Raw genomic sequence first — 25,452 nt, 5'->3', positions numbered from 1 at the left:
GTGGTCCCTTTTGCGCGAGTTCTAGCCGGCGGGAGCCTACCAGAATATCGAGTACAGGGCCACCACAATGCCCAGGATGAGTACCGCGCCGGCCGTGAAGCCTTGGTTGGGCTTGAACATGGACGAGTCAATTTCGAGGCCGTTGGTTTTTACGCCGCGGGCGTTTTCGATGAGGCTGATAATGACCATGCCCAAGATGCAGAAGATGAACACGAAGCCCATGCGGTCGAGGAACGGAATCTCGTAAGCGCCGCCACCGGGGGGGCGCACGGCGAAGCCGAAGGGCGACAGCCACTCCAGATTGGTCATGCCGGGTAGGAACTTGAGCAGCACCGATAGCAAGAAGCCGCCAATGGTGGCAAACAGCGCCGCGCTCGACGTGGCTTTCTTCCAGAAGAAGCCCAGGATGAACATGGCAAAAATGCCCGGCGACACGAAGCCCGTGTACTCCTGAATGTAGGTGAAGCCACCCTTTTTGTCGATGCCCAGGTGCGGGGCAATGAGAATGCCCAGCAGCATGGCCACCACCACGGCAATCTTGCCGGTGTTCACCAGCGTCTTCTCCGAGGCGTTGGGGTTGATGGCCTTCTTGTAAATGTCGAGGGTGAAGATGGTGGCAATCGAGTTGGCCTTACCGGCCAGCGAGGCAACCACGGCCGCCGTGAGGGCCGCAAACGACAAGCCCTTGAGGCCTACGGGTAAGATGTTGAGCAGCACCGGGTAAGCGCGGTCGGGGTTAAGCTCGCCGCCCTGCATGAATTCGCCGCTGCCGAATACGTTTTGCTTGTAGAGGATGAAGGCCGCGATGCCCGGCAGCACTACGATAATGGGCATCAGGAGCTTGAGCACAGCCGCGAACAAGAGGCCGCTGCGGGCAGTGGGCAGGTCAGCGCCCAAGGCGCGCTGCGTGATGTATTGGTTGCAACCCCAGTAGTTGAGGTTTACAATCCAGAGGCCACCCAGTAGCACGGTGAGGCCCGGCAGGTCGATGTAGCTGGGGTTGTCCGGCTTCAAAATCATGTGGAAGTGGTCGTTGGCCTCGCGGTACATGATGCCCAGGCCGTTGAACACGCCCGTGGTGCCGTAGTGCTCCGATACCAAGTTGATAGCCAGGTAGGTAGTAGCCAAACCGCCCAGGATGAGGAAGAACACCTGAATAACGTCGGTGAAGCCAATTACCTTCATGCCGCCCAGCGTGATGATGACGGCGGCAATGGCCAGCCCGTACATGCAGAAGGTGAGGTTGAGGCCCGAAACGCTGCTGGCCGCAATGGCCCCGAGGTAGAGAATGGACGTCAGGTTGACAATAACGTAGAGCAGCAACCAGAACACGGCCATAATCATGGCTACCGTGCCGTTGTAGCGCTGGTGCAGGAACTGCGGCATCGTGAAGATGCGGTTCTTGAGGTACACCGGAATGAAGAACACGGCTACGATAACCAGTGTGACGGCAGCCATCCACTCGTAGGCCGCAATGGCCAGCCCCATTTTAAAGCCCGAGCCCGACATGGCCACAAACTGCTCGGCCGATATATTGCTGGCAATCAGCGACGAGCCGATGGCCCACCACGTGAGCGAGCCCTCGGCCAGGAAGTAGTCTTTGGAGTCGCCCTCCAGGGTGCCGTCGTGGCCCGTCTTGCGGTTATATATCCAGATGCCGTAGCCGGCAACTATCAAAAAGTAAACGAAAAAGACGATGTAGTCTAATGTAGCCAGCTTGTGCATAGGGCGGGAAAAACGAATGGAAAACGAAAGTAGGGCAAATATCCGCTAACCGACCTACGCAAACGATTGTGTTGGTAAAAAACCTGCACATTTTAGTAAAAATCCGTGGGTCTAGGGTGCCACGTGCCACCAATCGATAGCCGCCTGCCCGGCGCTGGCCGGCGCCCCGGTGCCCAGGCAGAAAAGACCCATCTTGGTGCCCACCCACTTGCCCTCGCGGGCCACAAACTCGGGCCCGAGCGATGTAAACTGCTGGCCGTCGGCACTATAGCTGAACTGGCCGCGGCCGCCGGCCCGCATGGCCACGCGCAGGTAGAGCGGTTGGCCCGCCGGCACGGTAGCCGCGGCGGCCGGGGTTTCGGGCGTCCCCTTATCGGCCTGGTTACAAATGCCTTGCGTAAGCGTCAGCTGGCCAGTGGGCTGGCGCGTGAGGGTGAGGGCGGCGTAGTCGAGGCCCAGCACCACGAGGCCGGCGCGGTCGCCCTCATTTTGGGGTTGGAAGGTGAGCTTGGCAGTAGCCGTGAAGTGCTCGGCGGGCAGCTTTTGCAGCAGCAGGTTGGGCACGAGCCACAGGCTGGCGGCGGCGGCCGGGGCGGGCACGGCCGCCAGGCTTAGCTGGCCGGGCGCGCCGGGTGTGGCCAGCCAGCCGGGCTGGGGGTTGGCCTGCCACTGCCATTGCAGGCCGGGCTTTTGCTGGGCAAACTCGTCGGAGGTAGCGGGCACGGCCCCGGCGGGGTGGCCGGGCACGGTGGGCTTGCGGTAGGTGAGCACGGGCTCGCCGGTGCCGTCGCCATCGGTGTCGCGGCCGATTACGGGCCAGTCATTTTTCCAGGTGATGGGTTGCAGGTGCACCACCCGGCCGTAGGCGCCCTGGTCCTGGAAGTGCAGAAACCAGTCTTCCTTGCCATCGGGCGTATCGACCCATGCGCCCTGGTGCGGGCCGTTGGTAGTGCTCTTCCCTTGGGCCATCACGATTTTATCTTCGTAGGGCCCGAAGATATTTTTGCTGCGCAGCACCACTTGCCAGCCGGTGGGCACGCCGCCGCCCGGCGCAAAAATGTAGTAGTAACCGTGGCGCTTGTAAAATTTTGGGCCCTCTATGGTAGGGTGGTGCTGGTGGCCGTCAAACACCAGCTTGTCCTCGCCGATGAGGCTGAGACCGTCGGGGGCCATCTCGCTCACGTAGATAACGCTTTTGATGCCCGCCCGGCTGCCCGCGAAGGCGTGCACGAGGTAGGCGCGGCCATCTGCGTCCCAAAGGGGGCAGGGGTCAATCCAGCCTTTGGCGGCTTTCACGCACACCGGGGCCGACCACGGGCCAGCCGGGTTTTTGGCCGTCGTTACGAATATGCCCAGGTCGGGGTCGGGGTAGTAGAGGTAGAATTTTTTATTGTGAAACCGCAGCGCGGGAGCCCACACGCCGTTGCCGTGCTGCACCTGGTTGTAGCGGCTGGCGGGCGGCTGCACGGGCAGCGCGTGGCCAATTATCGTCCAGTTCACCAAGTCCTTCGAATGCAGAATGGGCAGGCCCGGCACGGCGTTGAAGCTAGAGGAGGTGAGGTAATAGTCGGTGCCCACGCGCACCACGTCGGGGTCCGAGTAGTCGGCGTAAAGCACTGGGTTTTTATACTGCCCATTGCCCAGGTCGGGCACCCAGGGGACTTGCGCGTGGGCGGTCCGCGCCAGGCCGGCCGCGGCAATCAAAATAAGCAATACCAACGGGCGCATACGAGGTGGGCTAAGGCGAACGGGACGTCCCGAAAATAAGCGCTACCGTTGCTAGTTGCGTGCGCCGGCCGGCGCATCCGCCCATTGGCGCGTCGTCGTATTTTTGTAGGCATACCTACTTTCTGTTTGTGAAAAAAGCGCTCTATCTCATCGGCTCGCCCAACCAGACCACCCAAATGCACCGCGTGGCGCAGCTCTTGGCAGATGAGTACGAACCCTACTTCAGCCAGCTGTACTACGATGGCTGGATGCGCGGCTTCTACGAGTGGCTGATTCGCAATAATGTGCTGGAGCGCACAGTGGTACAAGGGCTTGTGAAAGAAAAGGCCGACCGCTACGTGGCCGAGCACAATCTGCGCCGCGACTTTGAGAACCGCGAGCTGCGCCACGACTACGACCTCATCGTGTGCTGCTCCGACATTATCGTTCCCTGGCCGCTGCTCAAAAAAACCAAGTCGGTATTCGTGCAGGAGGGCATGACCGACCCGCTCAACCTGTGGGCGCGGGTGGTGAAGCGCTTCACTCATTTTCCCATCCTCACCATCAGCACCGCCCTCAACGGCATGAACAATTGCTGCGACGTGTACTGCGTGGCCTCGCCCGGCTACGCCCAGCACTTCGAGCACATTGGGGTGGAAAAGGACAAAATCGTGGTTACAGGCATTCCCAATTTCGACGACATCGAGAAGCTGCGCCACAACAGCTTCCCGCACCGCGGCTACGTGCTGGTGGCCACCACCGACATGCGCGAAACCTTCCGGCCCGACAACCGCAAGAAGTTTATTCGCCACGCCACGCGCATTGCCGCCGGCCGACCCATGATTTTCAAGTTTCACCCCAACGAGGACATGGCCCGTGCCACCGCCGAGGTGCAGCGCTACGCCCCGCCCGGTACCCTAATCTTCACCGAGGGCAACACGGAGGAGATGATTGCCAACTGCGTAGAGCTAGTAACGCAGTACAGCACAGTGGCTTATGTAGGGTTGGCGCTGGGCATACCCGTGCACTCGTACTTCGATGTGGAGGACCTCAAGCGCAAGCTGCCCATCCAGAACGGGGGCACCAGTGCCCAGCGCATTGCCGACATTTGCCGGCAGTTTGGGCGGTTTGAGGGCCGGGGCCCGGCCTTCCTGAAACAGTACAAACCGGTGGCGGCCCCGCAGCTTGCCAACCTGACCGCCGCGCCCCGCTAGCGGGAACTCGCAGGCCGCTGTTGTTACGTTTTGTGCCAATAATGTTACGTTTTATACTTTAGCCGATGCTCACCCTTATTCAGGCCCGCCGCGGCTCCTCGCGCCTCCCCGACAAAGTCAGCCTCGACCTGGTGAGCCGGCCGCTGCTGGTGCGGCAGGTCGAGCGCGTGCAGCAGGCCCGCCGGGCGGGCCGCGTGGCCGTTATCACCACCGACGAGCCCAGCGACGACGCGCTGGCCAACCTATGTCAACAGTATGGTATTGAGGTATTTAGGGGTAGCGCGCTCGACCTGCTCGACCGTCACTACCAGGCGGCGCTTCATTTTGGCGAAACGGAGGCGGTGGTAAAAATCCCCAGCGACTGCCCGCTCATCGACCCGGCCATTATTGACAAAGTGCTGGGTTTTTACCTCGAAACTGCCGGGCAGTACGACTTCGTGAGCAACCTGCACCCCGCCACCTACCCCGATGGCAACGACGTGGAAGTGATGACCTTTGCGGCCCTCAAAACCGCTTGGCGCGACGCCCGCCGCTCGCTGGAGCGTGAGCATACCACGCCGTTTTTCTGGGAAAACCCCGACCGCTTCCGCCTCGCCAACGTGGCCTGGGAAACGGGCCTCGACTACTCGATGTCGCACCGTTTCACCATTGACTACCCGGCTGACTACGATTTTATAAAGGCCGTGTACGAAGCGCTTTATCCGGCCAATCCTCATTTTGGCCTGAATGATATACTGGCTTTATTAAAACAAAGGCCGGACCTTTACGCCTTAAATGCCGACCTAGCCGGCGTGAACTGGTACCGCAACCACTTGGACGAGCTCAAAACCGTGGCCGCGGAGCAAACGAAGCAATTATAAATCAATAAGAACGTCATGCTGAGCTTGCCGAAGCATCTCTACCACGCCGCTAGAGTTACTAAGCTACCGGTGCGGTAGAGATGCTTCGGCAAGCTCAGCATGACAACGATTCAAACGTTTACTATGACTTCCGAAAAACAAGACGAACTGAAAGCCTTGGCTCTGCGCGTGCGCGAGCACATTGTGCGCCTCAGCACTGATGGCGGCTGCTTCACCGGGGCTTCGCTGAGCTGCGCCGACCTGCTGGTGTACCTCTACGCCGACTTCTTGAACGTGCACCCCGGCAACCTCCAGGACCCTGAGCGCGACTACCTCTTCCTAAGCAAAGGCCACGACGTGCCGGCCCTCTACGGTACGTTTGCCGAGCTGGGCTTCATGCCCAAGGAGCGCCTCAGCAACCATTTGAAGTCGAACGACTCCATTTACTGGCATCCCAACCGCAGCGTGCCGGGCGTCGAGTTTCACTCGGGCTCGCTGGGCCACCTGCCCAGCGTGGCGCTGGGCGTGGCCCTCGATGCGCGCATGCGCGGCCAAAATCAGAAGGTCATCGTGATAACCGGTGACGGCGAGCTCAATGAGGGTACTTGCTGGGAAGCCCTGCTGGTAGCCAGCGCCCACAAGGTGAACAACCTCACCATCGTGGTGGACCGCAACCACTTCCAGGCCAATATCGCCACCGAAGACCTCATCCCGCTGGAGCCGCTGGCCCCCAAGTTTGAGGCCTTCGGCGCCGAAGTGCGCCGCATCGACGGCCACGACTTCGCGGCCCTGGAAGAGGCCTTCACGGCCTTGCCTTTCAGCGATACCAAGCCCTCGGTTATCATCTGCGACACGGTGCGCGGCCGCGGCCTGCCTAGCATCGAGCGCCGCGCCGACCGCTGGTTCTGCAACTTCAGCGCCGACGAAGTAGTGGAGCTGCTAAAAGAGCTGCACAGCCAAGAAGCTACCACGCTCACCAGCGAAACCCTGACGGTTAGATAATTAATTAGCCTGTCATTGCGAGGAGGAACGACGAAGCAATCGCACCAGAACAGAATCGTTCGGGTGCCGTGCTGGTGCGATTGCTTCGTCGTTCCTCCTCGCAATGACAGTTGTTGCATTAACAGCTCCAGATATGAACTACGAGAAATTAATTCACGAAACCGCCCTGGCCGACGAGCGCCTGCTGGTGATGACGGCCGAAAACCGCGCCCTTATCCGCAACCTGCCCGGCCCGCTGGGCCCGCGCTTCATCGACACCGGCATCACGGAGCAAACCATGATTGGTGCGGCGGCCGGCCTGGCCCTGCGCGGCCGCGTGCCGGTAGTGCACGCGCTGGCTACCTTCCTCACGCTCAGGGCGTTCGAATTTATTCGCACCGACGTGGGTATTGCGAACTTACCGGTGAAAATCAGCGCCTTCGTGCCCGGCTTTTTGTCGGATGGCAACGGCCCGACGCACCAAGCCATTGAGGACGTTTCGCTGATGCGCGGCATCCCGGGCATGACGGTTTTTGCGCCCGCCGATGAGCAGGACATGCTGGCCATGCTGCCCGCCATCTGGGCCTCGCCCAGCCCCGCTTACCTGCGCGTAAACACCCGCCCCGCCACCTACCAGCACACCCCCTATGAAATGGGTAAGGCCGAAATTGTGGCCGAAGGCAAAGACGTGACCATCCTCACCTACGGTATGCTGTTTGAGCAAACGCTGATTGCCAAGGACTTACTCACCGAAGCCGGCTACTCGGTGGGCCTCGTCAACCTGCGCAGCCTCAAGCCTCTCGACGAAGCGGCCGTGCTCAACGTGGTGCGCGGCGGCAGCCTGGTGGTGACCGTGGAAGACCACTTCCAAACCGGCGGCCTCTACTCCATTCTGGCCGAGCTGCTGCTGGCCAATGAGCTGACCGCTAAGGTGTTGCCGTTGGCGCTGAAAGAGCGCTGGTATAAGCCGGGCCTGCTGAGTGAAGTACTTGAATACGAAGGCTTTACCGGCCAGCACATTGCCCGCCGCATCGGCGAGCGGCTGGGCGACGGCGTGCATTCGTTCGGGGCCAAAACCAAGGTGGTCGAAAACGAATTTGCCGAGTAACGAAGTGTAAAACGGAGTGGCACTCCGTTTCCGGGCGAACGACTTGCGCCATGCCCCAACGCCAAACGGAGTGCCACTCCGTTTTACATTCCTTCCTTCTATGAATTTCCAGAAATCCGACGAACTCTACGCGCGGGCCCAAAAAATAATGACGCCCGTGACCCAGACCCTGGCCAAGGGCCCGGGACAGTACACCAAAGGCGCGGCCCCCAAGTACGTGAAGCGCGGCAAGGGCGCCCATGTGTGGGACGTTGATGGCAACGAATACATTGACTACCAGATGGGTATCGGTCCGCTGTCGCTGGGCTACGCCTACCCGCGCGTCGATGACGCCATTCGGGCGCAGCTCGAAGACGGCATCACGTTTTCGATGATGCACGAGCTGGAAGTGGAGGTAGCGGAGCTGATTCACGAGATTATCCCGAACGCCGAGAGTATCCGCATCTCCAAAACCGGGGCCGATGTGTGCTCGGCGGCGGTGCGCGTATCGCGCGCCTTCACGGGCCGCCCGCACGTGCTGTGCTGCGGCTACCACGGCTGGCACGACTGGTACATCGGCACCACGAGCCGCGACAAGGGTATTCCGCAGGAAAGCAAGGACTTAGTAAGCGCCTTCGAGTACAACAACCTCGATTCGTTCAAGGAAATGCTGACCGAAGAGGTAGCCTGCGTCATCCTGGAGCCATTCATTTTTGACGCACCTAAAGACAATTTCCTGCACGAAGTAGCCCGCCTTTGCAAGGAGAACGGCACGCTGCTGATTTTTGATGAGATGTGGACCGGCTTCCGCATCGCCATCGGCGGCGCGCAGGAGTACTTCGGCATCACGCCCGACCTGGCGGTCTTCTCCAAAGCTTGCGCCAATGGCATGCCCATCGCGCTGCTCACCGGCCGTAAGGATGTGCTGCAACTGTTTGAGCAAGACGTGTTTTTCTTCACCACCTTCGGTGGGGAGGCTTTGAGTCTGGCGGCCACCATCGCCACCATCAGCGAGATGCGCGAGAAAAACGTGCCCGCGTTCCTGGCTAGCCAAGGCAACAAGCTGAAGGAAGGCTACAATAAAATTGCTGCCGACCTGGGCCTCAGCAGCTACACCAAGTGCTACGGCTACGACTGCCGCAGCATCATCACCTTCGACGCCAGCGCCGGCAACCCCTTGGAAACCAAAGCTTACGTGCAGCAGGAGCTGTTTAAGCGCGGCATCTTGTGGGGCGGTTTCCACAACATGAGCTTCTCGCACACCGACGAGGACGTGGCCAAAACGCTGACTGCCTACGAGGCCGTATTGCCTCTGCTGAAAGACGCCATTGAAAAGGGCGACGTAAGCACCCGCCTCGAAGGCGAGCCGCTGGAGGCCGTGTTCCGCAAGGTGACCAATGCCGCGCCGGTGAAGGCGAAGTAGCGCGAAGCTCTGCTTCGCGTATCGCTGCGAAGCGGCGAGGGTGGGGCCGGGCACGTTTGCCCGGCCCCGCTTATTGCTAGCAATTAATCCTAATGCCTGATTCGCCGCTGCGTGGCGATACGCGAAGCAGAGCTTCGCGCTACGTTATACTATGACCCTCTTTGATTTAACCAATAAAACTGCCATCGTGACCGGCGCGTGCGGCCTCATTGGCCAGAAGCACTGCGAGGCCCTGGCCCTGGCCGGTGCCAACGTGGTAGTGGCCGACCTGAACCTAGACAAGGCCCGCGAGGTAGCCGCTGGCTTGCCCGGGGCCGTGCACCTGCCGCTGGCCGTAGACGTGACCTCGCCCGAGTCGCTGGCCGCTGCGCGCGATACCATTATCAAGCGCTTCGGCCACATCGACGTGCTGGTGAACAATGCTGCCATCAACGATATGTTTGAGAACCCGGCGCTGGCCGCCGACCTCAGCAAGTTTGAGAATTTCCCGCTGGCTACCTTTAAGCAAGTGCTGGAGGTGAACGTGACGGGCCTCTTCCTGGCGGCGCAGGTCTTTGGCACGCCCATGGCCGAGCAGGGCAGCGGCTCCATCATCAACGTGGCCAGCACCTACGGCATCGTGGGGCCCGACCAGAGCATCTACCGCAACGCGGCCGGCGAGCAAACCTTCTATAAATCACCTTCTTACCCCACTACCAAGGGGGCGGTGGTGAACTTTACCCGCTACCTGGCGGCGTACTGGGGTGCTAAAGGCGTGCGCGTGAACACGTTGTCGCCGGGCGGCGTGGAGAACAGCCAAGACGAGTTCTTCGTGCAGCAGTACAGCGCTAAAACGCCGCTCGGCCGCATGGCCGCGTCTACCGATTATCAGGGCGCAGTGGTGTTCCTGGCGTCCGATGCCTCGGCTTACATGACGGGGGCTAACCTCGTAGTGGATGGCGGCTGGACGGCCATTTAGGAGGTAGCGTGGACTCTGCGAGTTCGCGCGTGGGTTCGTTGAACAACGCCACCCACGCGCGGACTCGCAGAGTCCACGCTACTTCCGCGCTACTGCCCGCCGTGTACTAATTTCGGACAGAATTTCACCAAAAACCTATATGAAGCACGCCGACCTCGTTGCTAAAGCCCGCCGCATTAAGCTCGTTCTCACTGATTGCGACGGCGTGCTCACCGACGGCGGCGTGTACTATGGCGAAAGCGGCGAGGTGCTCAAGCGCTTCAACATCCGTGATGGCATGGGCGTGGAGCGCCTGCGGGCCGTGGGCGTGGACACGGGCATTGTGACCGGCGAGCGCTCGCCCTCGGTGCAGAAGCGCGCCGATAAGCTCAAAATCACGGAGCTGCATCTGGGTATAAAGGATAAAGCGCCGCTGCTGGCCGAGATTTTGACCCGCCTGGGCCTCACGGCCGAGCAGGTGGCTTTCATTGGCGATGATACCAACGACGTGGCTATTCTGGGCCTCGTGGGGCTGGCGGCCTGCCCCGGCGATGCCACCGTATTTGCCCGTGAGGCGGCCGACTACCGCTGCCAGGCCTTTGGGGGCCAAGGCGCTTTTCGGGAGCTGGCCGAGCTGATTATCAGCTGCCAGGGCGGGGCCCCGGTGCCCAACCGCGGCTCGGAATAAATTAGCTTGGTAAAATAAAATCCGGCGCCCTGCGTCGTCTCGTTTAACTGACTGCGCAAACTGTCCGACGATTGCGCTGTTAGGTTGCTTTTCAACTGTTTCTGGCTCTACTTTCAGCCCACCACTTCTCTCGTTATGTCTGTCGTTCAAATTAAGAAAGACCGCGCCATTGGCCCCGGCCAGCCGTGCTACATTATTGCCGAAATCGGCATCAACCACAACGGCTCGCTCGACATTGCCAAGCAGCTGATTGACGCCGCCGTAACGGCCGGTTGCGACGCCGTGAAGTTCCAGAAGCGCACGCCCGAGCTGTGCGTGCCCAAGGACCAGTGGGAAAAGCAGCGCGACACCCCCTGGGGCCGCATGAGCTACATCGACTACAAGCGCAAAACGGAGTTTGGCCAAGAAGAATACACCGCCATCGACGACTACTGCAAGGCACGCGGCATCGACTGGTTTGCCTCTTGCTGGGATGAGCCCTCGGTCGATTTCATGGAGCAGTTCAAGCCTGTGCTCTACAAAATGGCGAGCGCCTCGCTCACCGACAAGCCACTGCTCGACCGCGTGCGCGCCACCGGCCGCCCCCTCATGCTGAGTACCGGCATGAGCACCCAGCAGGAAATCACCGACGCGGTAGCCTACGTAGGCCTTGATAACCTGATGATTGCGCACAGCACTTCGGCCTACCCCTGCCCGCCCCAGGAGCTGAACCTGCGCATGATACCCACCCTGATGGCGCAGTTTCCCGGCACGCCCATCGGCTACTCGGGCCACGAAACCGGCCTGAGCACCACCGTAACGGCCGTGGCCCTGGGGGCCACGTTCGTGGAGCGCCACTTTACCCTCGACCGCGCCATGTGGGGTTCCGACCATGCGGCCAGCGTAGAGCCCGGTGGCATGGCCAAGATGGTGCGCGACATCCGCGATACCGAAGCCGGCCTCGGCGACGGCGTGAAGGTGGTGTATGAGAGCGAGAAAGAGCCCCTGCGCCGCCTGCGCCGCGAGGTAACGGCCGCGTAAGCAACCGAATGAAGCAAATAAGAACGTCATGCTGAGCTTGCCGAAGCATCTCTACCGCATCGTTGGAGTATTAATCCCAATGGCGTGGTAGAGATGCTTCGGCAAGCTCAGCATGACGTTCTTATTTTTACGTACAAGTAAACCCGGGCCTACCGAAAAGCCGAACATTCGGCTGCTGGGCTGAGTTAGGGAAGCCAACTAGTCATTATCCGTTATGCTAGAGTCGATAAGCACGTTTTACCACAGCCTCAACGCCGTGGGGCGCACCACGATGATTACCACGCCCATTCTACTGCTGGCGGTAGTGGTGCTGCTGGTGCTGGAGCGCAAGATTCCGTACCGTAAGGGCCTGCCGTTCTTCCGCGAGGGACTGTTTGTCGATTTGTTCTGGTATACGCTGGTGCAGAGCTACTTCCTGCAAATTCTGATTTTTGGGTTCATCATCGCGCCGCTGGCCGCGCACTTCGGCACACGGTTCAACTTGGTGAGCAGCTGGCCGGTGGCGGCGCAGGTGGGCTTTTTCGTGATTACCCACGATTTTTACATTTACTGGTTTCACCGCTTCCAGCACAACAGCGCCTTCTTTTGGCGCACTCACGAGGCGCACCACTCGGGCAAGCAGGTGGACTGGCTGGCCGGCTCGCGCTCGCACATCGTCGAGATTATTATCAACCAAACCATCGAGTTTGCGCCCATCATTCTGCTAGGGGCCAACCCCATTGTGGTGCCCATTAAGGCACTGATTGATGCCGTGTGGGGCATGTACATTCACGCCAACATCGACGTGAAATCGGGTAAGCTTCAGTACGTTATCAACGGTCCCGAAATGCACCTCTGGCACCACGCCGACCATGAGGAAGTGTACTACGCCAACTTCTCGACCAAGTTCGCGGTCTGGGACTGGCTTTTCGGCACCGCCTTTCTGCCCGAAAACCGCAAGCCCGAGCGCTGGGGTTTGCCCTACGCGTTTCCGAAGGACTACTTCGCCCAGCACGCGTTTTCGGTCTACCGCTTCGATGAAAAGGCGTTGGCTGAGCGCTCGGCACCGTTTCGCTACTACCACGGCGTGCGCTGGCGCGTGCTCGACTGGGTGGGCCGCCGCCTACCCGCCGCCAAGGTGCTGCAAGGCTGGGAGGTGACGCAGGGGGCCGATGAAACCGTGCCCGCCCCGCGCCCCGGCGGCAACCCCACCACTGAGGCCGCCGCTACTTCCGATTCTTCCCGCCCCGTTGCCACTGTTTCGTCTTGACTCTAAGCTTTAATCCTGCCTGGCTTTACCTGGTTCTCGCCTCCATCATGGAAGTGTGCTGGAACTATAGCCTCAAGTACACGAGCGTTGCCAAGATTAAGGCCATTGATTGGTCGCAGTTTTTTGCCGGCTCCGCGGGCATTATGACCCTGATACCGGCCATTTGCTACGTGGCATTTGGAGTGGGCAACGTATTTTTCTTCTCCAAGGCGCTCAACGTTATTCCCGCCTCCACTGCCTTCGCCATTTGGATGGGCATGGCCTTGGTGGGTATCAAGATAGTGGATACGCTGGTGCTGAAAGAGGCATTTCAGTGGGCGCACGTCTTCTACATCGGCTGCATCCTGGTGGGGATTATCGGGCTAAAGCGCTCGGCGTAGGTTACGCAATTACCAAGCCTCAGTTTGCGCAAACAGTTGACGATAAGTTAGTTATTGCCAAGTGCGGAATTGCCAAGCGCGCAGTGTTGGCGGTGCAGATTTGCGCGGGGCCGGGCTGGTCGGTGCTGCCGGCATAGGTGAAATAAACGCGCTGGCCTTTCACTTTGAAAGCGCCGAGGTTGTTGACGGCGGCTACTACGTTAGAGCCGGCTAGGCTATCGCGGCTGGTGAGGCGGTACATGGCCGGCTTGCCAATCGGGTAAGTTTCATCCACTTGAATGAGGACACCGTCGAGGCAGGTTTCGCCCAGGACCACGCCCCCGTAACAGGGGCTAAGGTCGGCGTCGTGGCGGCAGCCAGCCAGCGAAAGGCCAAGCAGGCCGACAAATAGTAGTGAATAACTACGCATAAGTAAGGGTGGAATGGGTAGGTGGTGAGTGCTTTAGAGAGCATTGGTCAAGCTGAAACGGTTGCACCAAGTGCGCCGTAACTTGCTCGCTATGTTCCGCCTGTTTACTGCCTTGCTAGGGCTGGCTAGTGTCGTTTCGGCCGCTGCCCAAAGCCTGCCCATTCTCACCCAAAACCCGTCTGCGCTGCGTTGGCAGGAAATCCGGAGCCCGCACTTTCGGGTGCTGTACCCGGCCGGGCTCGACACGGCGGCCCAGCGCACCGCCCGCCGGCTGGAGGCCGTGCACGGCCCCGCTGGCACCACGCTGGGCGTGCAGGCCAAGCCCATTGCGGTGGTGCTGCAAAACCAGACCACGGTGAGCAACGGCTTCGTGACGTTTTTGCCGCGCCACGCCGAGTTTTTTACTACGCCCGACCAAGGCCAGGGCCTGGGCACCGTGGACTGGCTCGATGGGCTGGTGGTACACGAGTTTCGGCACGTCAATCAGTTTGATAAGGCGCGGCAGGGCTTTGGGCGGGTGGTGGTGCCGCTGCTCGGCGATGGCGGCCTGGGTGTGAGCGCGGTGGGCGTGCCGCAGTGGTTTTTTGAGGGCGACGCCGTGGGCACCGAAACGGCCCTCACGCGCAGTGGGCGCGGGCGCATCCCGTATTTCGGCCTGGGTTTGCGGGCCAATTTGCTGGAAGGCCGGCTCTACAACTACCAGAAGGCAGTGAACGGCTCGCTACGCGACAACGTGCCCGACTGGTACGTGCTGGGCTATTACCTAACTTCTTATGCAAAAGCGCATTATGGCCCCGCAGTGTGGGGCCGGGTGCTGGATGAGTACTACCGCTTCCCCTTTTACCCGTTCTCGTTTTCCAATGGCCTGAAGCGCACCACCGGCCTGCGCGTGGAGGACCTCTATGCCCGCACCATGCACGCCTTGGACTCGACCTGGCGGGCCGAGCAGGCGGCGCGCCCAGCGCCCACGCCCGTGCGCGAGCTAGCCGGACAGGCTAACACGCAGGTATTCACGCAGTACCAGTATCCTCAGTATGTGAATGATAGTACGGTGCTGGCCCTGAAAAGCGGCCTCGGCGACATTGCGCAGCTAGTATTGCTGGGCCGCCACGGTAAGGAGAAGCGGGTGTTCACGCTGGGCTTGCAGAATATTCCGCAGCTGCTGTCGGTGGGCGGGGGCAAGGCCGTGTGGCCCGAGTTTCGGCAGCATCCGCGCTGGGGCCAGCGCATTTACTCGGAGCTTAAAGTGCTGGACCTCAGCACCGGTCGCCTCACGCGCCTGGGCAAGGGCCAGCGCTACGCGGCCGCCGCGCTCTCGGCCAATGGCACGCGGATAGTGGCCGTGCGCACCGATGCCAGCTACCACCACGCGTTGGTGCTGCTCGATGCCGCTACCGGCGCGGTGCTCCAGACGCTGCCCAACCCGCACAACGACTTCTACCAGCAGCCGCGCTTTATGCCCGATGGCCGCCGCGTAGTGGCCGTGGCGCTCAGTGCCGCCGGCAAAACCCTGCAAGTGTTGGACCCCGCTACGGGGCTGGCTACCAATATGTTGCCGGTGGCAAATGTGAACCTGGCCAACCCGCAGCCCTGGGGTGATTACGTGTTTTACAACTCGCCGCAGTCGGGCATAGATAACATCTACGCTGTCAACCTGTCATCGGGGCTGACGTACCAAGTGACCAACCGGCCCACCGGGGCCTACCACGCCGCCATAAGTCCTGATGGGAAGCACCTTGCCTTTTATGATTACCGTGCCACTGGCGCGCGAACGGTAGAAGCCACGTTAAATTATTCAGAGTGGCTAGCAACTGACGGCTCGAATATGACGGTCAGGTTGGCAGAAATGCATGTGCACGCATTAGGAGGTTTTGAAGACGCGAGGTTTGCCCCGGCCCGCACCGATGCGCCCGCGCCCTTTGTGGCGGCGCTGGCGGCCGGCGAGCCGGGAGCTGCCCAAATCAAGCAGCTGCTGGCCTCGCCCGATTCAGGGGGCGTGCGCTACGGGGTGCGGCGCTACCGGCCGCTGGCGCACGCATTCCGGCTGTTCAGCTACGGGGTGGTGCAGAGCCCAGCCGGCAACGCGGTGAGCGTGGGTTTGCGCTCGCAGGACTACCTGAGTACCACGCAGTTATTTGCGGGCCTCAGCTACGACCAGACCGAGCGCACGGTGGCCGCCACCGGCGCGCTCAGCTACCAGGGACGCTTCCCGGTGCTCGATGTGGAGGCCACCTACGGCGGCCGCAACGCCACGCGCTACTTCGACCGCGCCGCGCCGCTCGATAGCCTGCGCGGCAGCCAGTGGCAATACGCCCGGCTGCTGGCCGGCGTGCGCCTGCCGTTGGTGCTCACGCGCTCCAAATACTTGCAGTCGCTGACGGTGGGCGCGTACTACCTGCACGAGCGGGTGTTCAACTACGCCCCGGCCTTCCGCAGCCGCAACGAAACCGGCCTCAATACGCCGCTGCACGCCATCCAAACCTCGCTGGGCTACGCCAGCCAGCTCAAGCAGAGCGCCCGCGACGTGGCCCCGCGCGGCGGCGCTACGCTGCTGGCTACGTACCGCACCACGCCGTTTGGCACCAACTTGCAGGCCAGCCAGGTGGGCGTGCAAAGCAGCATGTACCTGCCCGGCCTGGCCAAACACCACGCACTGCGGCTGCGTGGGGGCTTCCAATACCAGCAGCAGGGTCAGTATAATTTTGCGGCGGCCATCTCTTTCCCGCGGGCCGAAACGAGCTACGTGAGCTTCGACCGGCTGGCGGTGGGCAGCGCCGACTATAACCTGCCGCTGGCCTTCGTGCACTGGTCGATGGGCCGGGTGCTGTACGTGCAGCGCCTGCGGGCCACCGCGTTTTTCGACATCGCCCAGGGCAGCAGCGTGGTGCCGCTACGCACCGCCGCCGGCCAGCTCGTGCCCACACGTCTCTACCAAAACTACCGCAATGTGGGAGTCGATTTTATGGCCTTGTTCAACATCTTTCACCTGCGCACGCCTCTGGAGGCGGGCGTGCGGATAGCGTATAACGGTGATTTACAGAATTTTGTGGTACAGCCCTTGGCCTTTAACGTGCGGCTGTAGCGCAGTAGCGCGAAGCCGGCGCTTCGCGCTACTTCTTTACAATGCGGTCTTGGTCGGCCACGGTGAACTGGGTGAGGTAGGCCGTTTCCTCGGCCACGTCGGAGCGGGCCAGGGCTGACTCCTTGATTAGCAGCACACTACCATAAAGCAGCGTGATGGCCCCGAGCACGCTCAGCAGGGCAATAATCCAGGCGGCGGAGCTGTCAATCAGCTCAAAAATGCCGATGCTGAGAATGCTGCCGATGAAAATGCTCAGCGTGAAGTGCAGGCTGGTCATGGCCCGTTGTAGCAGGCGGGCGCGCCGAATGGCAAACAGCAGCTGCTGCGTGAGGTGGCCGTGCTCGGCGGGGTCGGGTGTGGAAGTGGCGGCCTGCTGCTGGTTTTGGCGCAGCAGCTGGGCCACCTCACGCTGCCGGTCGAGGCTGCGGCTCAGGCGCTGCGAGGTGGTGAGGATGAGCGAGCCGCACGCCGATACCAGAATTGCCGGCGAGAACATGGCCGACAACACCGATAACGTGCCCGAAATGTGAGAGATAGCCGCCGGCATTGGGCCCTACGTTACGGGCTTGACTTCCACCGCGCGCTCCGTGAGCGGGGCCTTGGGCTTGCCAATGATGTAGCGCATACCCTTGTCTTGGGTGATGTAGTTCCAGGCCCAAGCAATAAACACGGCAATGCGGTTGCGGAAGCTCACGAGCGCCATAATATGCACGAAGCTCCAGCCCAGCCAGCCCAGCCAGCCGGTGATATGATATTGCTTGCCAAACAGGATAATATCACCCACCGCCCGGTGCCGGCCAATGGTAGCCATCGTGCCTTTATCCTGATACACAAAGGGTTTTAATGGCTGCTTGTTGAGCAGATGCTTGAGGTTTTCGCCCAGCAAGCGGCCCTGCTGAATGGCGGGCTGCGCCACCTGCGGATGGCCCTCGGGGTAGCCTTCGGTAGCCATCTGGGCGATGTCGCCGATGGCAAACACGTTCTCATAGCCCGCCACCTGGTTGAATTCGTTGACCTGGTAGCGGTTGGATTTGAGCAGTGCGGCGGGGGCGAGGCCCACCACGGGCGCGCCCGTGACGCCGGCCGCCCAAATGAGGGTGCGCGCCACCAGCTTCTCACCACTTTTTAGGGCCACCGTGTAGCCATCGTACGACGTCACGCGGTTGTCGAGCCACACCTGCACGTCCATTTCCTGCAAGTACTTGAGCGCGTGCTCCGACGCCTCGGCCGACATGCCCTTGAGCAGCACCGGGCCGCTCTGCACCAGGTGAATGTCCATCTGCTTGAGGTCCAACTCGGGATAGTCGCGCGGGAATACGTGGGCGCGCAACTCACTCAGCGCGCCGGCCATTTCGACGCCCGTGGGGCCGCCGCCCACTATCACGAAGTCGAGCAGGCTGTTGAGCTGCTTTGAATCACCCACTTCCAGGGCCTGCTCGAAGTTGGAGAGCAGCGTGTTGCGCAGCTCAATGGCGTCGCCCACGCTTTTGAGGCTGATGGAATTCTCCTCCATCTGCTTGTCGCCGAAGTAGTTGGAGGTGGTGCCGGTGGCCAGTATCAGGTAGTCGTAGTGCAGCAGCCCAATGGACGTTTCCACCACCTGGGCCGTAGGGTCGATGGACTTCACATCGGCCAGGCGGAAGTAAAAGTTCTCCTGCTCGTTGAGGATTTTACGAAACGGTGAAATAATGCTATCGGCATTTAAGCCCGCCGTACCTACTTGGTAAAGAAGTGGTTGAAAGGCGTGGTAGTTGTGCTTGTCGATGAGCACTATCTGCACCGGCGCATCGGCCAATTCTTTAGCTAGCTGCAAGCCGCCGAAGCCGCCGCCCACAATTACCACGCGGGGCTTGCCGAGGTCGGCAATTTTCGTAAGTCCTTCCATAGGGTCACAATCAGGAGCACGTAGCGAACGCCCGCCGTGCCAACCTAATACGGCCCGGCTGCGCATTAGTCGGCCCCAAAACGCAAAAATGCCAACAATGGGCAAGCGCGTAACCCATTGGTGAGCAAGTAGGGAGCCAACAGCGCGCCCGTGGCCCAGCGCAGCGCAACCCTGCACCGCAAAAAACGGTATCAGCCCCACCAGTTTTTATTAACTTATCCTTATTTAGTATGAAAAAAGTTCTTTTTGGCCTCGTGCTCGCCCTGGGTGGCGGCCTGAGTTCCTGTGCGCCCGCCGTAAACGTGGAGCAGCGCGCCAACGTCAACTTTAGCAAGTACCGCACCTTCGACTTTGCCGAAACGCAGGTGAAAACCAACGGCGACAAAAACCCGCTCTTGCGCAGCCCCATCGCCCAGGACCGCATCAAGCAGGCCATCGCCGGCGAGCTAGCCAAGCGTGGCCTGCGCCAAACCAAGGGTAAGCCCGACCTGCTTATTTCGACCCACACCTACGTAGACCAGGCCGAGCGCACGGTATACAGCAACTCCTACCCCGGCGCCGGCTTCGCCTATCCCTACTCTGTGGGCTACCGCGGGGCCTACCTGCCCATCAACTACGGCTATTACTACTCGCCGGCCTATTACCAAACGGCTCACACCGAGCAGTATACCGAAGGCACGCTCATCATTGACTTCATCGACGCCCGCACCAATAACCTCGTGTGGCGCGGCTCCGTGGCCGACGACGTGAACGACCCCGCCCGCCTGGGCAGCGAGTTCAGCAAGTCGGCCAAAGACATCTTAGACAAGTTTCCGGTGGCCGAAAAGAAGTCGTAGCCCTAGATGACGCAGAATAGAAGCGCGCCGCTGGCCTTTGGGCCGGCGGCGCGCTTGGCGTTATAGCCCGTCGGGCCGCGCCGATAGCCAGGCGTGGTACTTCTCGCGATAGTAGTCTTGGGTAGCGCTGTCCTTAAGAAGAACGTCTACGCCGCCATCGTAAGGAACAACAATGCAGGCATTGCGCCAGGAAATGAAGAAGGCTCTCGCTTGGTCATTCGCAATCTCCCGCAGCAGTTCATCGAACTTGTGCGGCTGCCAGGTCTGCTCACTAAATCCTGACTGGTAGAAGATACCCGGCTCATAATCAGTTGGATAAAGCTTATGTAAGTCAGTGCAATGGCCGGTGGGCAAAAAAGATAAAGTTGCTAGCGCCTCACTTACCGGGTCGGTATTCAATATGGCTACATTTTCAAACAGGTATTCGCCATTGACTAATGTTATTTCCGCACCATTACCTAAGAGGTCGGTCAACAAAAGATTTTGTCGGTCAAGAAGTATTGTCCAATCCGCTGCCGTGCTAGCATAGCGCTTCGACTCGGGCAAGCTGTGTATTCTAAACCACCTGTCTGGTCGCACGTGTCTGAAAAGATGGGCAAGCGAGGTTGTCTCAGGATATGCCTCACGCCAGCGTATATCAAACTGCTCCGTAGTCATGGCTGAAGAATAAAGAATTATATTATGTTGATTTATTGGCTTTTCTCATAGAAAAACTCCGCCTCCCCAGCTTCCCCGCGCCGCTGCTTAGCCTCGCGGGCGCGCAGTTCTACGCGGCGGATTTTGCCGCTGATGGTCTTGGGGAGCTCGGCTACAAATTCCAGGATGCGCGGCATTTTATAGGGCGCCAGGTGCGTGCGGCCGTAGGTAAACAGCTCCTGGGCCAGCGCGGTGCTGGGCTCAGTGCCGGGTAGTAGAATTACGAATGCCTTGATTTCGTGGCCCTTAATGGGGTGAGGCGAACCCACCACGGCGGCTTCTACCACGGCGGGGTGCTCCACGAGCACGCTCTCGACCTCGAAGGGCCCCACGCGGTAATCGCTCGATTTTATCACGTCGTCGTCGCGGCCCACGAACCAGAGGTAGCCGTCGGGGTCGCGGTAGGCCTTGTCGCCGGTGTAGTACAGGCCGTGGCGGAACACGCTGGCCGCCCGCTCGGGCTCACCAAAGTAGCCGCTGAACAGGCCGTTGGGCCGGCCGGTGTCGGTGCGCACGGCAATGTGGCCCTCGGCCAGAGCGGGCAGCTCGCGGCCCTCGTCGTCGGCAATCACGATGTCGTACATGAAGGAGGGCCGGCCCATGCTGCCCAGGCGCACGGCGCTACCGGGCAGGTTATATATCATAGCCGTGCTCTCCGACTGCCCGTAGCCGTCGCGGATGAGCTGGCCCGTGCCGCGCTGCCAGGCCTCAATCACCTCGGGGTTAAGGGGTTCGCCGGCGCTCACGCATTCGCGGAAGCTGAAATCATATGCGGCCAGGTCTTCCAAGATGAGCAGCCGCAGCACCGTGGGCGGCGCGCAAAACGTGGTGACCCGCTCGCGGGCCAGCGCCGCTAGCAGCGGCCCGGCCGCAAAGCGCCCGCCGCCCTGGTACACCACCAGCGTAGCGCCCAGGCTGAGGGGAGCAAAAAAGCTGCTCCAGGCAAACTTAGCCCAGCCGGCCTGCGCAATATTGCAGTGCCGGTCGGGGGGCCGCAGGCCCAGCCAGGCGGCGGTGCTGAGGTGGCCCACCGGGTACGAGAAGTGCGTGTGCGTCACCACTTTGGGTAGGCCCGTGGTGCCCGAGGTGAAGAACAGGAACAGCGGGTCGTCGGCGCGGGTGGTGGTGGCCTCAGCCTGGTCCGATAAGTTATCCAGGCCCGCGAAGCTCACCCAGCCCGGCCGCGGGGCCGCCGCACCCACCAGCATCTTGAGCCGGATGGGCAGGCCCAGGGCCTGCTCGGCGGCGTCGATTTTGGCGGCGTTCTCGGCATCGGCAATCACCACGGCAGGCAGCAGCCGGCCGAATCGGTACTCCAAGTCCTTCACCGTGAGGATGCTGGCCGCCGGAATGAGCAATTGCCCGCCCTTGATGCCCGCCACGTAGGTGTGCCACAGCTCGGCGCACACGGGCACCATCAGCAGTACGGCCTGCTGAGGCAGCACCCCGGCGGCCCGCCAAAAGTGCAGCAGTTGGTTGGCGCGGGCAGCCAGCTCGGCGTAGGTAATGTGCTGGTGGCCGTGGTCGTCGGCCAGCACCAGGGCCACTTTGTCGGGGTGGCGGGCCACGTACAGGCCCTCCAGTATTTCGGTGGTCCAGTTGAAGTACTCGGGCTTGGGTATGGGCTGGGTGGCGAGTTCGTGGTAGGCACCGGCCTCGGCAATACGCTGAAAATCTTCGAAATAAGCTTGCATGGGGCGGGGTGGGAAAGGAGGCGTGCGGGAGTCGGCTGGCCGGAACGTTTTACCGCGCCGGGCTGGTTCAGGCCAAACCTACCGCAACTTATGGCGTCCCGTATGAAAGCTTTGCCCCTGGCCATCCTCCTCGCAAGCAGCCTGCTGGGTGAGGCCGCGCCTACCTTACCGGCTGCGCCGCGCCCGGCGGCCGCGCCCGCCACCCAAACCGTGACGGTGGTGATAACGGCGCTGGCCTCGCCGCAGTCGGTGGTGCGCCTGAATTTCTACCACGACCCCGCCACGTTTCTGAAGCACGGCCAGCAGGCGTTTCGGCTGGTGGTGAAGCCCGAGGGAAAAACCGAGATTTCGGTGCCCGTGGAGCTAGCGCCCGGCGAGTGGGCCGTGGCTCTCACCCAGGACACCAACAACAACGACAAACTCGACAAAAACTTCCTCGGCATTCCCACCGAGCCGTTCGCGTTTTCCAACAATGTGCGCCCGCGCCTATCGGCCCCCAGCTTCAAGGAGTGCGAGTTTGTAGTAGATGGGCCGGGCAAAGTGGTCGCCATCAGCAGCTGGAATAATCTGTAAAATACTATAAATCAGCACGAAAGGGATGCGCACCGCGCGCCAGCCGCTCGGCCAGCTCTACGGCGTAGCGGGCGCGGGTTTCGGGGCGCTTGGCGTCGGCTACTTTGCGGGCCATGGCGCGGCGCATGGCACCGGTGTGGTGCAAAAAGGCGGTTTCAGCTTCGGGCCAGGCGGCCAGGGCCTCGGCTAGCTCTTCGGGCAGGTCCACATAGTCGGGGTTAGGGTCGGGCACGAGGCTGACGGTGAGCGTTTGGCCGATTTTCAGTCCCAGACGTTCGCACAGCTCTTTGCGCAGCAGCAGGTAGCGGCCGCCGCCCGCCTGCGGCAGCAAGCCCAGCCGCTCGGCGTGGCCATTGAGCGTGGCCACCACGCGCTTCGTGGCCTTGCCACCCAGCGCCTGCCAAGTGGCCTCGGGTACCACTACTACCTGCGTGGGCATGAAGCTGGGGCCGCCCGCTTTGAGCAATGCTTGGAAAGACGTAGAAGCCGGATTGCTCATAAAGTATTGCCTGTCAATAAATTATCTTATTTGGCCATTGCCGCGCACCAGCCACTTGTAGCTGGTAAGTTCCTCCAGGCCCATGGGGCCGCGGGCGTGCAGCTTTTGGGTACTGATGCCGATTTCGGCCCCTAGTCCAAACTGCCCGCCGTCGGTGAAGGCGGTGGAGGCGTTGGCGTATACGGCGGCCGCGTCCACCACTTGCAGAAAGGTGTTGATGTGGGCCGCGTCTTCCGAAATAATGGCCTCGCTGTGCCGCGAGCCGTGCCGCGCAATGTGGTCGAGGGCCGCGTTGAGGTCGGACACCGTTTTAATGGCCAGCTTATAATCCAAAAATTCTATTCCGAAGTGTGCCTCCGTGGCCGGGGCCAGTAGCGCGGTGGGGTAGTGCCCCGCCAGCGCCGCGTGGGCCGCTGCATCGGCAAACAGCTGCACCTGCGCCGTCGCCAACGGGGCCACGAGGGCTGGGAGGTCGGAAAGGCGGTGCTCGTTAACCAGCAGGCAATCAAGCGAATTACAAACACTCACGCGGCGGGTTTTGGCATTGGCCACAATGGCGGCCCCCTTGGCCAGGTCGCCGGTTTCGTCGAAGTAAGTGTGCACCACGCCGGCCCCGGTTTCGATTACGGGCACCTTGGTGTTGTCGCGCACGTAGTTAATCAAGCCCTGGCTGCCCCGCGGGATAACCACATCGACCAGGCCCACCGCCAGCAGCATGGCTTCGGTGGCGGCGCGCTCGGGAGGCAGCAGCGTGGCGGCAGACAGCGGCAGGCCATGGCGCAGCAGCACCGGCCCGGCCACCGCCATAAGCGCCGCGTTGGAGGCCGCCGCGTCGGAGCCGCCCTTCAGCAGGCAGGCGTTGCCGGTTTTGAGGCACAGCGCCAGGCTGTCGATGGTCACGTTGGGCCGCGCCTCGTAGATGATGCCCACTACGCCCAGCGGCACCCGTACCTTTTCGAGCTGCAAGCCGTTGGGCAACTCCTTCTTGCTGAGCACTGTGCCCAGTGGCGTGGGCAGGGCGGCCACGCTGCGCAGGTCGTCGGCAATGGCGGCCAGGCGCTCGGGGGTGAGGCGCAGGCGGTCGTGGTTTGGGTTGGTGGCGGGCATGCGGGCCAGGTCCTGCGCGTTCTCGCCGAGCAGGAAGTCGGTGTGAGCCAGTAGGGCGTCGGCCAAGTCGCGCAGCAGGGCGTCGATGGTGGCGGGGGCCACCGTGGCCAGGGCGCGGCTGGCCCGCTGTGTAGCGATGAAAAACTCGGAGTAGTCAGCCATAACGGTGTGTGGTAAGCTTTAGCTTGCCGGGTAATCAGTTGATAATTAACAAATAGCACTCCGGCTTACGGCAAGCTAAAGCTTACCGCACGTCTTCGGTCAGAAACAGGTAGTCGTAGTGCACCAGCGGGCGCTGGCCGTGCTGGCCCAGGCGCTCGCGGGCTTTGTCGGCCCCGTACTCGGCCAGGCCCAGGCCCAGCGCGTGGCCGGCCTCATCCACGAGGCGTATGAGGTCGCCCTTTTGAAACTCACCCTCGATGCGCACCACGCCCACCGGCAGCAGGCTGCTGGCCTGGCCGGGGGCCAGCAGCGCGGCCCGCGCCCCGGCATTTACGTGCACCGTGGCCTGGGCAGCCTGGGCATGGGCCAGCCACTTCTTGGTACCCGACGCTTTTTTGCTGGGCTGAAACCAGGTACTTACTACGCTTTCATTCAAAATGTTGAGTAAAACATCGGGCGTCTTGCCGTTGGCAATGTGCACGCTGATGCCCAGCCGGGCCACCTTGTGGGCAATGGAGCACTTGGTGAGCATGCCGCCGCGCCCAAACTGCGAGCGCGTGGCCGTGACGAACTCGGCAAAGCTGGTGTCATGCGGCGCAATGCGTTGAATGACCCGCGCGCCCGGCCGCGCCGGGTCGCCGTCGTAAATGCCGTCCACGTTGCTGAGTATTAGCAGCGCGTCGGCGTCGAGCATACTGGCGACCAGGCCGGCCAGCTCGTCGTTGTCGGTAAACATGAGCTCGGTTACCGAAATCACATCGTTCTCATTCACAATGGGTATCACGCCCTGTTGCAGCAATTCCTGGAAGCAGTTGCGCATGTTGAGGTAATGCTGGCGGTCGCGGAAATCCTCCTTGGTCACCAGCACCTGCGCGCCCAGCAGGCCGTGCGGGGCCAGCAGCGCGGCATACAGGCTGAGCAGCTTCACCTGGCCCACGGCGGCCAGTACCTGGCGGCTGCGCACGGCATCGGCCTTGGGCGGCAGCGTGAGCAGGCTGCGCCCCGCTGCCACCGCGCCCGACGACACCAGCGTGACCTCACAGCCCTGCGTACGCAGCGCCACTACCTGGCTCACCAGCTGGGCCATGCGCGCCTCATCGGGCAGGCCGTTGGGCTGGGTGAGCACGTTGGAACCGATTTTGACAACGAGGCGGCGGTAGGGCAGGGGCATGGCGGCAGCAGGGAAGAAGGCCAAAACTAGGGCCGCCCGGCGTTGCCTCGGGCCGGGCGGCAGACTTTTTGGGGGTGCTGCCTGTTGC

23 protein-coding genes are annotated in these 25,452 nt (G+C 61.5%); 13 read left to right on the top strand and 10 right to left on the bottom strand.

Translation table 11 applies throughout. The features are described from left to right. Nucleotides 1–36 precede the first annotated feature (36 nt). Nucleotides 37–1,725, bottom strand: coding sequence for a sodium/sugar symporter (locus ACYVGC_RS20170; protein WP_460585667.1), 1,689 nt, complete (start codon nucleotides 1,723–1,725; stop codon nucleotides 37–39). A 111-nt stretch (nucleotides 1,726–1,836) separates the two neighbouring features. Further along, the gene (locus ACYVGC_RS20165) at nucleotides 1,837–3,453 is read right to left on the bottom strand and encodes a glycoside hydrolase family 43 protein (RefSeq protein ID WP_460585666.1); all 1,617 of its coding nucleotides are present in this window, start codon (nucleotides 3,451–3,453) and stop codon (nucleotides 1,837–1,839) included. 128 nt (nucleotides 3,454–3,581) lie between these two features. Here ACYVGC_RS20165 and ACYVGC_RS20160 point away from each other — a divergent pair, with 128 nt between their 5' ends. From ACYVGC_RS20160 to ACYVGC_RS20115, 10 genes are all read left to right on the top strand, one after another. Then, nucleotides 3,582–4,646 (top strand): hypothetical protein, encoded by a 1,065-nt coding sequence (locus ACYVGC_RS20160; protein WP_460585665.1) that lies wholly within the window; start codon nucleotides 3,582–3,584, stop codon nucleotides 4,644–4,646. Nucleotides 4,647–4,711: 65 nt separating this feature from the next. Continuing rightward, nucleotides 4,712–5,506 (top strand): cytidylyltransferase domain-containing protein, encoded by a 795-nt coding sequence (locus ACYVGC_RS20155; RefSeq protein ID WP_460585664.1) that lies wholly within the window; start codon nucleotides 4,712–4,714, stop codon nucleotides 5,504–5,506. A 123-nt stretch (nucleotides 5,507–5,629) separates the two neighbouring features. Beyond that, nucleotides 5,630–6,487 carry a transketolase gene (locus ACYVGC_RS20150; protein WP_460585663.1) on the top strand — a complete coding sequence of 286 codons (858 nt, stop codon included), beginning with the start codon at nucleotides 5,630–5,632 and terminating at the stop codon, nucleotides 6,485–6,487. Nucleotides 6,488–6,620: 133 nt separating this feature from the next. Next, nucleotides 6,621–7,574 (top strand): transketolase family protein, encoded by a 954-nt coding sequence (locus ACYVGC_RS20145; protein WP_460585662.1) that lies wholly within the window; start codon nucleotides 6,621–6,623, stop codon nucleotides 7,572–7,574. Nucleotides 7,575–7,674: 100 nt separating this feature from the next. Then, nucleotides 7,675–8,976 carry a PLP-dependent aminotransferase family protein gene (locus ACYVGC_RS20140; RefSeq protein WP_460585661.1) on the top strand — a complete coding sequence of 434 codons (1,302 nt, stop codon included), beginning with the start codon at nucleotides 7,675–7,677 and terminating at the stop codon, nucleotides 8,974–8,976. A gap of 151 nt (nucleotides 8,977–9,127) precedes the next feature. Beyond that, on the top strand, nucleotides 9,128–9,934 hold the full coding sequence (locus tag ACYVGC_RS20135; protein ID WP_460585660.1) for a Rossmann-fold NAD(P)-binding domain-containing protein: 807 nt from the start codon (nucleotides 9,128–9,130) through the stop codon (nucleotides 9,932–9,934). A gap of 139 nt (nucleotides 9,935–10,073) precedes the next feature. Then, the gene (locus ACYVGC_RS20130; RefSeq protein ID WP_460585659.1) at nucleotides 10,074–10,601 is read left to right on the top strand and encodes a KdsC family phosphatase; all 528 of its coding nucleotides are present in this window, start codon (nucleotides 10,074–10,076) and stop codon (nucleotides 10,599–10,601) included. Nucleotides 10,602–10,736: 135 nt separating this feature from the next. Further along, nucleotides 10,737–11,621, top strand: coding sequence for an N-acetylneuraminate synthase family protein (locus ACYVGC_RS20125; RefSeq protein WP_460585658.1), 885 nt, complete (start codon nucleotides 10,737–10,739; stop codon nucleotides 11,619–11,621). 214 nt (nucleotides 11,622–11,835) lie between these two features. Beyond that, nucleotides 11,836–12,870, top strand: a complete 1,035-nt coding sequence (locus tag ACYVGC_RS20120; RefSeq protein ID WP_460585657.1) for a sterol desaturase family protein — start codon at nucleotides 11,836–11,838, stop codon at nucleotides 12,868–12,870. Beyond that, nucleotides 12,867–13,250, top strand: coding sequence for a DMT family transporter (locus ACYVGC_RS20115; protein ID WP_460585656.1), 384 nt, complete (start codon nucleotides 12,867–12,869; stop codon nucleotides 13,248–13,250). Before ACYVGC_RS20120 ends, ACYVGC_RS20115 begins: the two co-directional genes overlap by 4 nt. Before the next feature lie 19 nt (nucleotides 13,251–13,269). Here ACYVGC_RS20115 and ACYVGC_RS20110 read toward each other — a convergent pair whose 3' ends face one another. Then, nucleotides 13,270–13,659, bottom strand: coding sequence for a hypothetical protein (locus ACYVGC_RS20110; protein WP_460585655.1), 390 nt, complete (start codon nucleotides 13,657–13,659; stop codon nucleotides 13,270–13,272). 91 nt (nucleotides 13,660–13,750) lie between these two features. Here ACYVGC_RS20110 and ACYVGC_RS20105 point away from each other — a divergent pair, with 91 nt between their 5' ends. Then, nucleotides 13,751–16,741 (top strand): hypothetical protein, encoded by a 2,991-nt coding sequence (locus ACYVGC_RS20105; RefSeq protein WP_460585654.1) that lies wholly within the window; start codon nucleotides 13,751–13,753, stop codon nucleotides 16,739–16,741. 28 nt (nucleotides 16,742–16,769) lie between these two features. Here the strand turns inward: ACYVGC_RS20105 and ACYVGC_RS20100 are convergent, their stop codons facing one another. Together ACYVGC_RS20100 and ACYVGC_RS20095 are read right to left on the bottom strand one after the other, a co-directional pair. Continuing rightward, a complete protein-coding gene (locus ACYVGC_RS20100) occupies nucleotides 16,770–17,288 on the bottom strand; it encodes a DUF2721 domain-containing protein (RefSeq protein ID WP_460585653.1) in 519 nt (172 codons plus the stop codon). Between the two features lie 6 nt (nucleotides 17,289–17,294). Then, entirely contained in the window at nucleotides 17,295–18,626 is a 1,332-nt protein-coding gene (locus ACYVGC_RS20095) for an NAD(P)/FAD-dependent oxidoreductase (RefSeq protein ID WP_460585652.1), read from the bottom strand. A gap of 230 nt (nucleotides 18,627–18,856) precedes the next feature. On the opposite strand from ACYVGC_RS20095, the gene ACYVGC_RS20090 reads away from it, so the two are divergent. After that, nucleotides 18,857–19,462, top strand: a complete 606-nt coding sequence (locus ACYVGC_RS20090) for a DUF4136 domain-containing protein (RefSeq protein ID WP_460585651.1) — start codon at nucleotides 18,857–18,859, stop codon at nucleotides 19,460–19,462. 60 nt (nucleotides 19,463–19,522) lie between these two features. Here ACYVGC_RS20090 and ACYVGC_RS20085 read toward each other — a convergent pair whose 3' ends face one another. Both ACYVGC_RS20085 and ACYVGC_RS20080 read right to left on the bottom strand, forming a co-directional pair. Then, entirely contained in the window at nucleotides 19,523–20,119 is a 597-nt protein-coding gene (locus ACYVGC_RS20085; RefSeq protein WP_460585650.1) for a DUF3885 domain-containing protein, read from the bottom strand. Nucleotides 20,120–20,151: 32 nt separating this feature from the next. Then, nucleotides 20,152–21,852 carry an acyl-CoA synthetase gene (locus ACYVGC_RS20080; RefSeq protein WP_460585649.1) on the bottom strand — a complete coding sequence of 567 codons (1,701 nt, stop codon included), beginning with the start codon at nucleotides 21,850–21,852 and terminating at the stop codon, nucleotides 20,152–20,154. A gap of 102 nt (nucleotides 21,853–21,954) precedes the next feature. Here ACYVGC_RS20080 and ACYVGC_RS20075 point away from each other — a divergent pair, with 102 nt between their 5' ends. Then, nucleotides 21,955–22,425 (top strand): DUF2141 domain-containing protein, encoded by a 471-nt coding sequence (locus ACYVGC_RS20075; RefSeq protein ID WP_460585648.1) that lies wholly within the window; start codon nucleotides 21,955–21,957, stop codon nucleotides 22,423–22,425. A gap of 4 nt (nucleotides 22,426–22,429) precedes the next feature. On the opposite strand, the gene ACYVGC_RS20070 is transcribed toward ACYVGC_RS20075, so the two are convergent. The 3 genes from ACYVGC_RS20070 to proB all read right to left on the bottom strand — a co-directional run bounded on the left by ACYVGC_RS20070 (nucleotide 22,430) and on the right by proB (nucleotide 25,364). Further along, nucleotides 22,430–22,924, bottom strand: coding sequence for a YdeI/OmpD-associated family protein (locus ACYVGC_RS20070; protein ID WP_460585647.1), 495 nt, complete (start codon nucleotides 22,922–22,924; stop codon nucleotides 22,430–22,432). Between the two features lie 21 nt (nucleotides 22,925–22,945). Then, nucleotides 22,946–24,193, bottom strand: a complete 1,248-nt coding sequence (locus tag ACYVGC_RS20065) for a glutamate-5-semialdehyde dehydrogenase (protein WP_460585646.1) — start codon at nucleotides 24,191–24,193, stop codon at nucleotides 22,946–22,948. Nucleotides 24,194–24,275: 82 nt separating this feature from the next. Beyond that, the gene (gene proB, locus ACYVGC_RS20060) at nucleotides 24,276–25,364 is read right to left on the bottom strand and encodes a glutamate 5-kinase (protein ID WP_460585645.1); all 1,089 of its coding nucleotides are present in this window, start codon (nucleotides 25,362–25,364) and stop codon (nucleotides 24,276–24,278) included. Nucleotides 25,365–25,452: the final 88 nt, after the last annotated feature.

The sequence above is a fragment of the Hymenobacter arcticus genome, assembly GCF_054779975.1.
This window is presented reverse-complemented; position numbering and strand designations above follow the sequence as displayed.

Bases quoted from the DNA above. Each gene is read 5' to 3' on its own strand.
- ACYVGC_RS20075 (WP_460585648.1), top strand. From the start codon at position 21,955: ATGAAAGCTTTGCCCCTGGCCATCCTCCTCGCAAGCAGCCTGCTGGGT.
- ACYVGC_RS20140 (WP_460585661.1), top strand. From the start codon at position 7,675: ATGAATTTCCAGAAATCCGACGAACTCTACGCGCGGGCCCAAAAAATA.
- ACYVGC_RS20080 (WP_460585649.1), bottom strand. From the start codon at position 21,852: ATGCAAGCTTATTTCGAAGATTTTCAGCGTATTGCCGAGGCCGGTGCC.
- ACYVGC_RS20065 (WP_460585646.1), bottom strand. From the start codon at position 24,193: ATGGCTGACTACTCCGAGTTTTTCATCGCTACACAGCGGGCCAGCCGC.
- proB (WP_460585645.1), bottom strand. From the start codon at position 25,364: ATGCCCCTGCCCTACCGCCGCCTCGTTGTCAAAATCGGTTCCAACGTG.
- ACYVGC_RS20150 (WP_460585663.1), top strand. From the start codon at position 5,630: ATGACTTCCGAAAAACAAGACGAACTGAAAGCCTTGGCTCTGCGCGTG.
- ACYVGC_RS20095 (WP_460585652.1), bottom strand. From the start codon at position 18,626: ATGGAAGGACTTACGAAAATTGCCGACCTCGGCAAGCCCCGCGTGGTA.
- ACYVGC_RS20090 (WP_460585651.1), top strand. From the start codon at position 18,857: ATGAAAAAAGTTCTTTTTGGCCTCGTGCTCGCCCTGGGTGGCGGCCTG.
- ACYVGC_RS20170 (WP_460585667.1), bottom strand. From the start codon at position 1,725: ATGCACAAGCTGGCTACATTAGACTACATCGTCTTTTTCGTTTACTTT.
- ACYVGC_RS20155 (WP_460585664.1), top strand. From the start codon at position 4,712: ATGCTCACCCTTATTCAGGCCCGCCGCGGCTCCTCGCGCCTCCCCGAC.
- ACYVGC_RS20130 (WP_460585659.1), top strand. From the start codon at position 10,074: ATGAAGCACGCCGACCTCGTTGCTAAAGCCCGCCGCATTAAGCTCGTT.
- ACYVGC_RS20165 (WP_460585666.1), bottom strand. From the start codon at position 3,453: ATGCGCCCGTTGGTATTGCTTATTTTGATTGCCGCGGCCGGCCTGGCG.
- ACYVGC_RS20125 (WP_460585658.1), top strand. From the start codon at position 10,737: ATGTCTGTCGTTCAAATTAAGAAAGACCGCGCCATTGGCCCCGGCCAG.
- ACYVGC_RS20100 (WP_460585653.1), bottom strand. From the start codon at position 17,288: ATGCCGGCGGCTATCTCTCACATTTCGGGCACGTTATCGGTGTTGTCG.
- ACYVGC_RS20105 (WP_460585654.1), top strand. From the start codon at position 13,751: ATGTTCCGCCTGTTTACTGCCTTGCTAGGGCTGGCTAGTGTCGTTTCG.
- ACYVGC_RS20145 (WP_460585662.1), top strand. From the start codon at position 6,621: ATGAACTACGAGAAATTAATTCACGAAACCGCCCTGGCCGACGAGCGC.
- ACYVGC_RS20070 (WP_460585647.1), bottom strand. From the start codon at position 22,924: ATGAGCAATCCGGCTTCTACGTCTTTCCAAGCATTGCTCAAAGCGGGC.
- ACYVGC_RS20135 (WP_460585660.1), top strand. From the start codon at position 9,128: ATGACCCTCTTTGATTTAACCAATAAAACTGCCATCGTGACCGGCGCG.
- ACYVGC_RS20120 (WP_460585657.1), top strand. From the start codon at position 11,836: ATGCTAGAGTCGATAAGCACGTTTTACCACAGCCTCAACGCCGTGGGG.
- ACYVGC_RS20085 (WP_460585650.1), bottom strand. From the start codon at position 20,119: ATGACTACGGAGCAGTTTGATATACGCTGGCGTGAGGCATATCCTGAG.
- ACYVGC_RS20110 (WP_460585655.1), bottom strand. From the start codon at position 13,659: ATGCGTAGTTATTCACTACTATTTGTCGGCCTGCTTGGCCTTTCGCTG.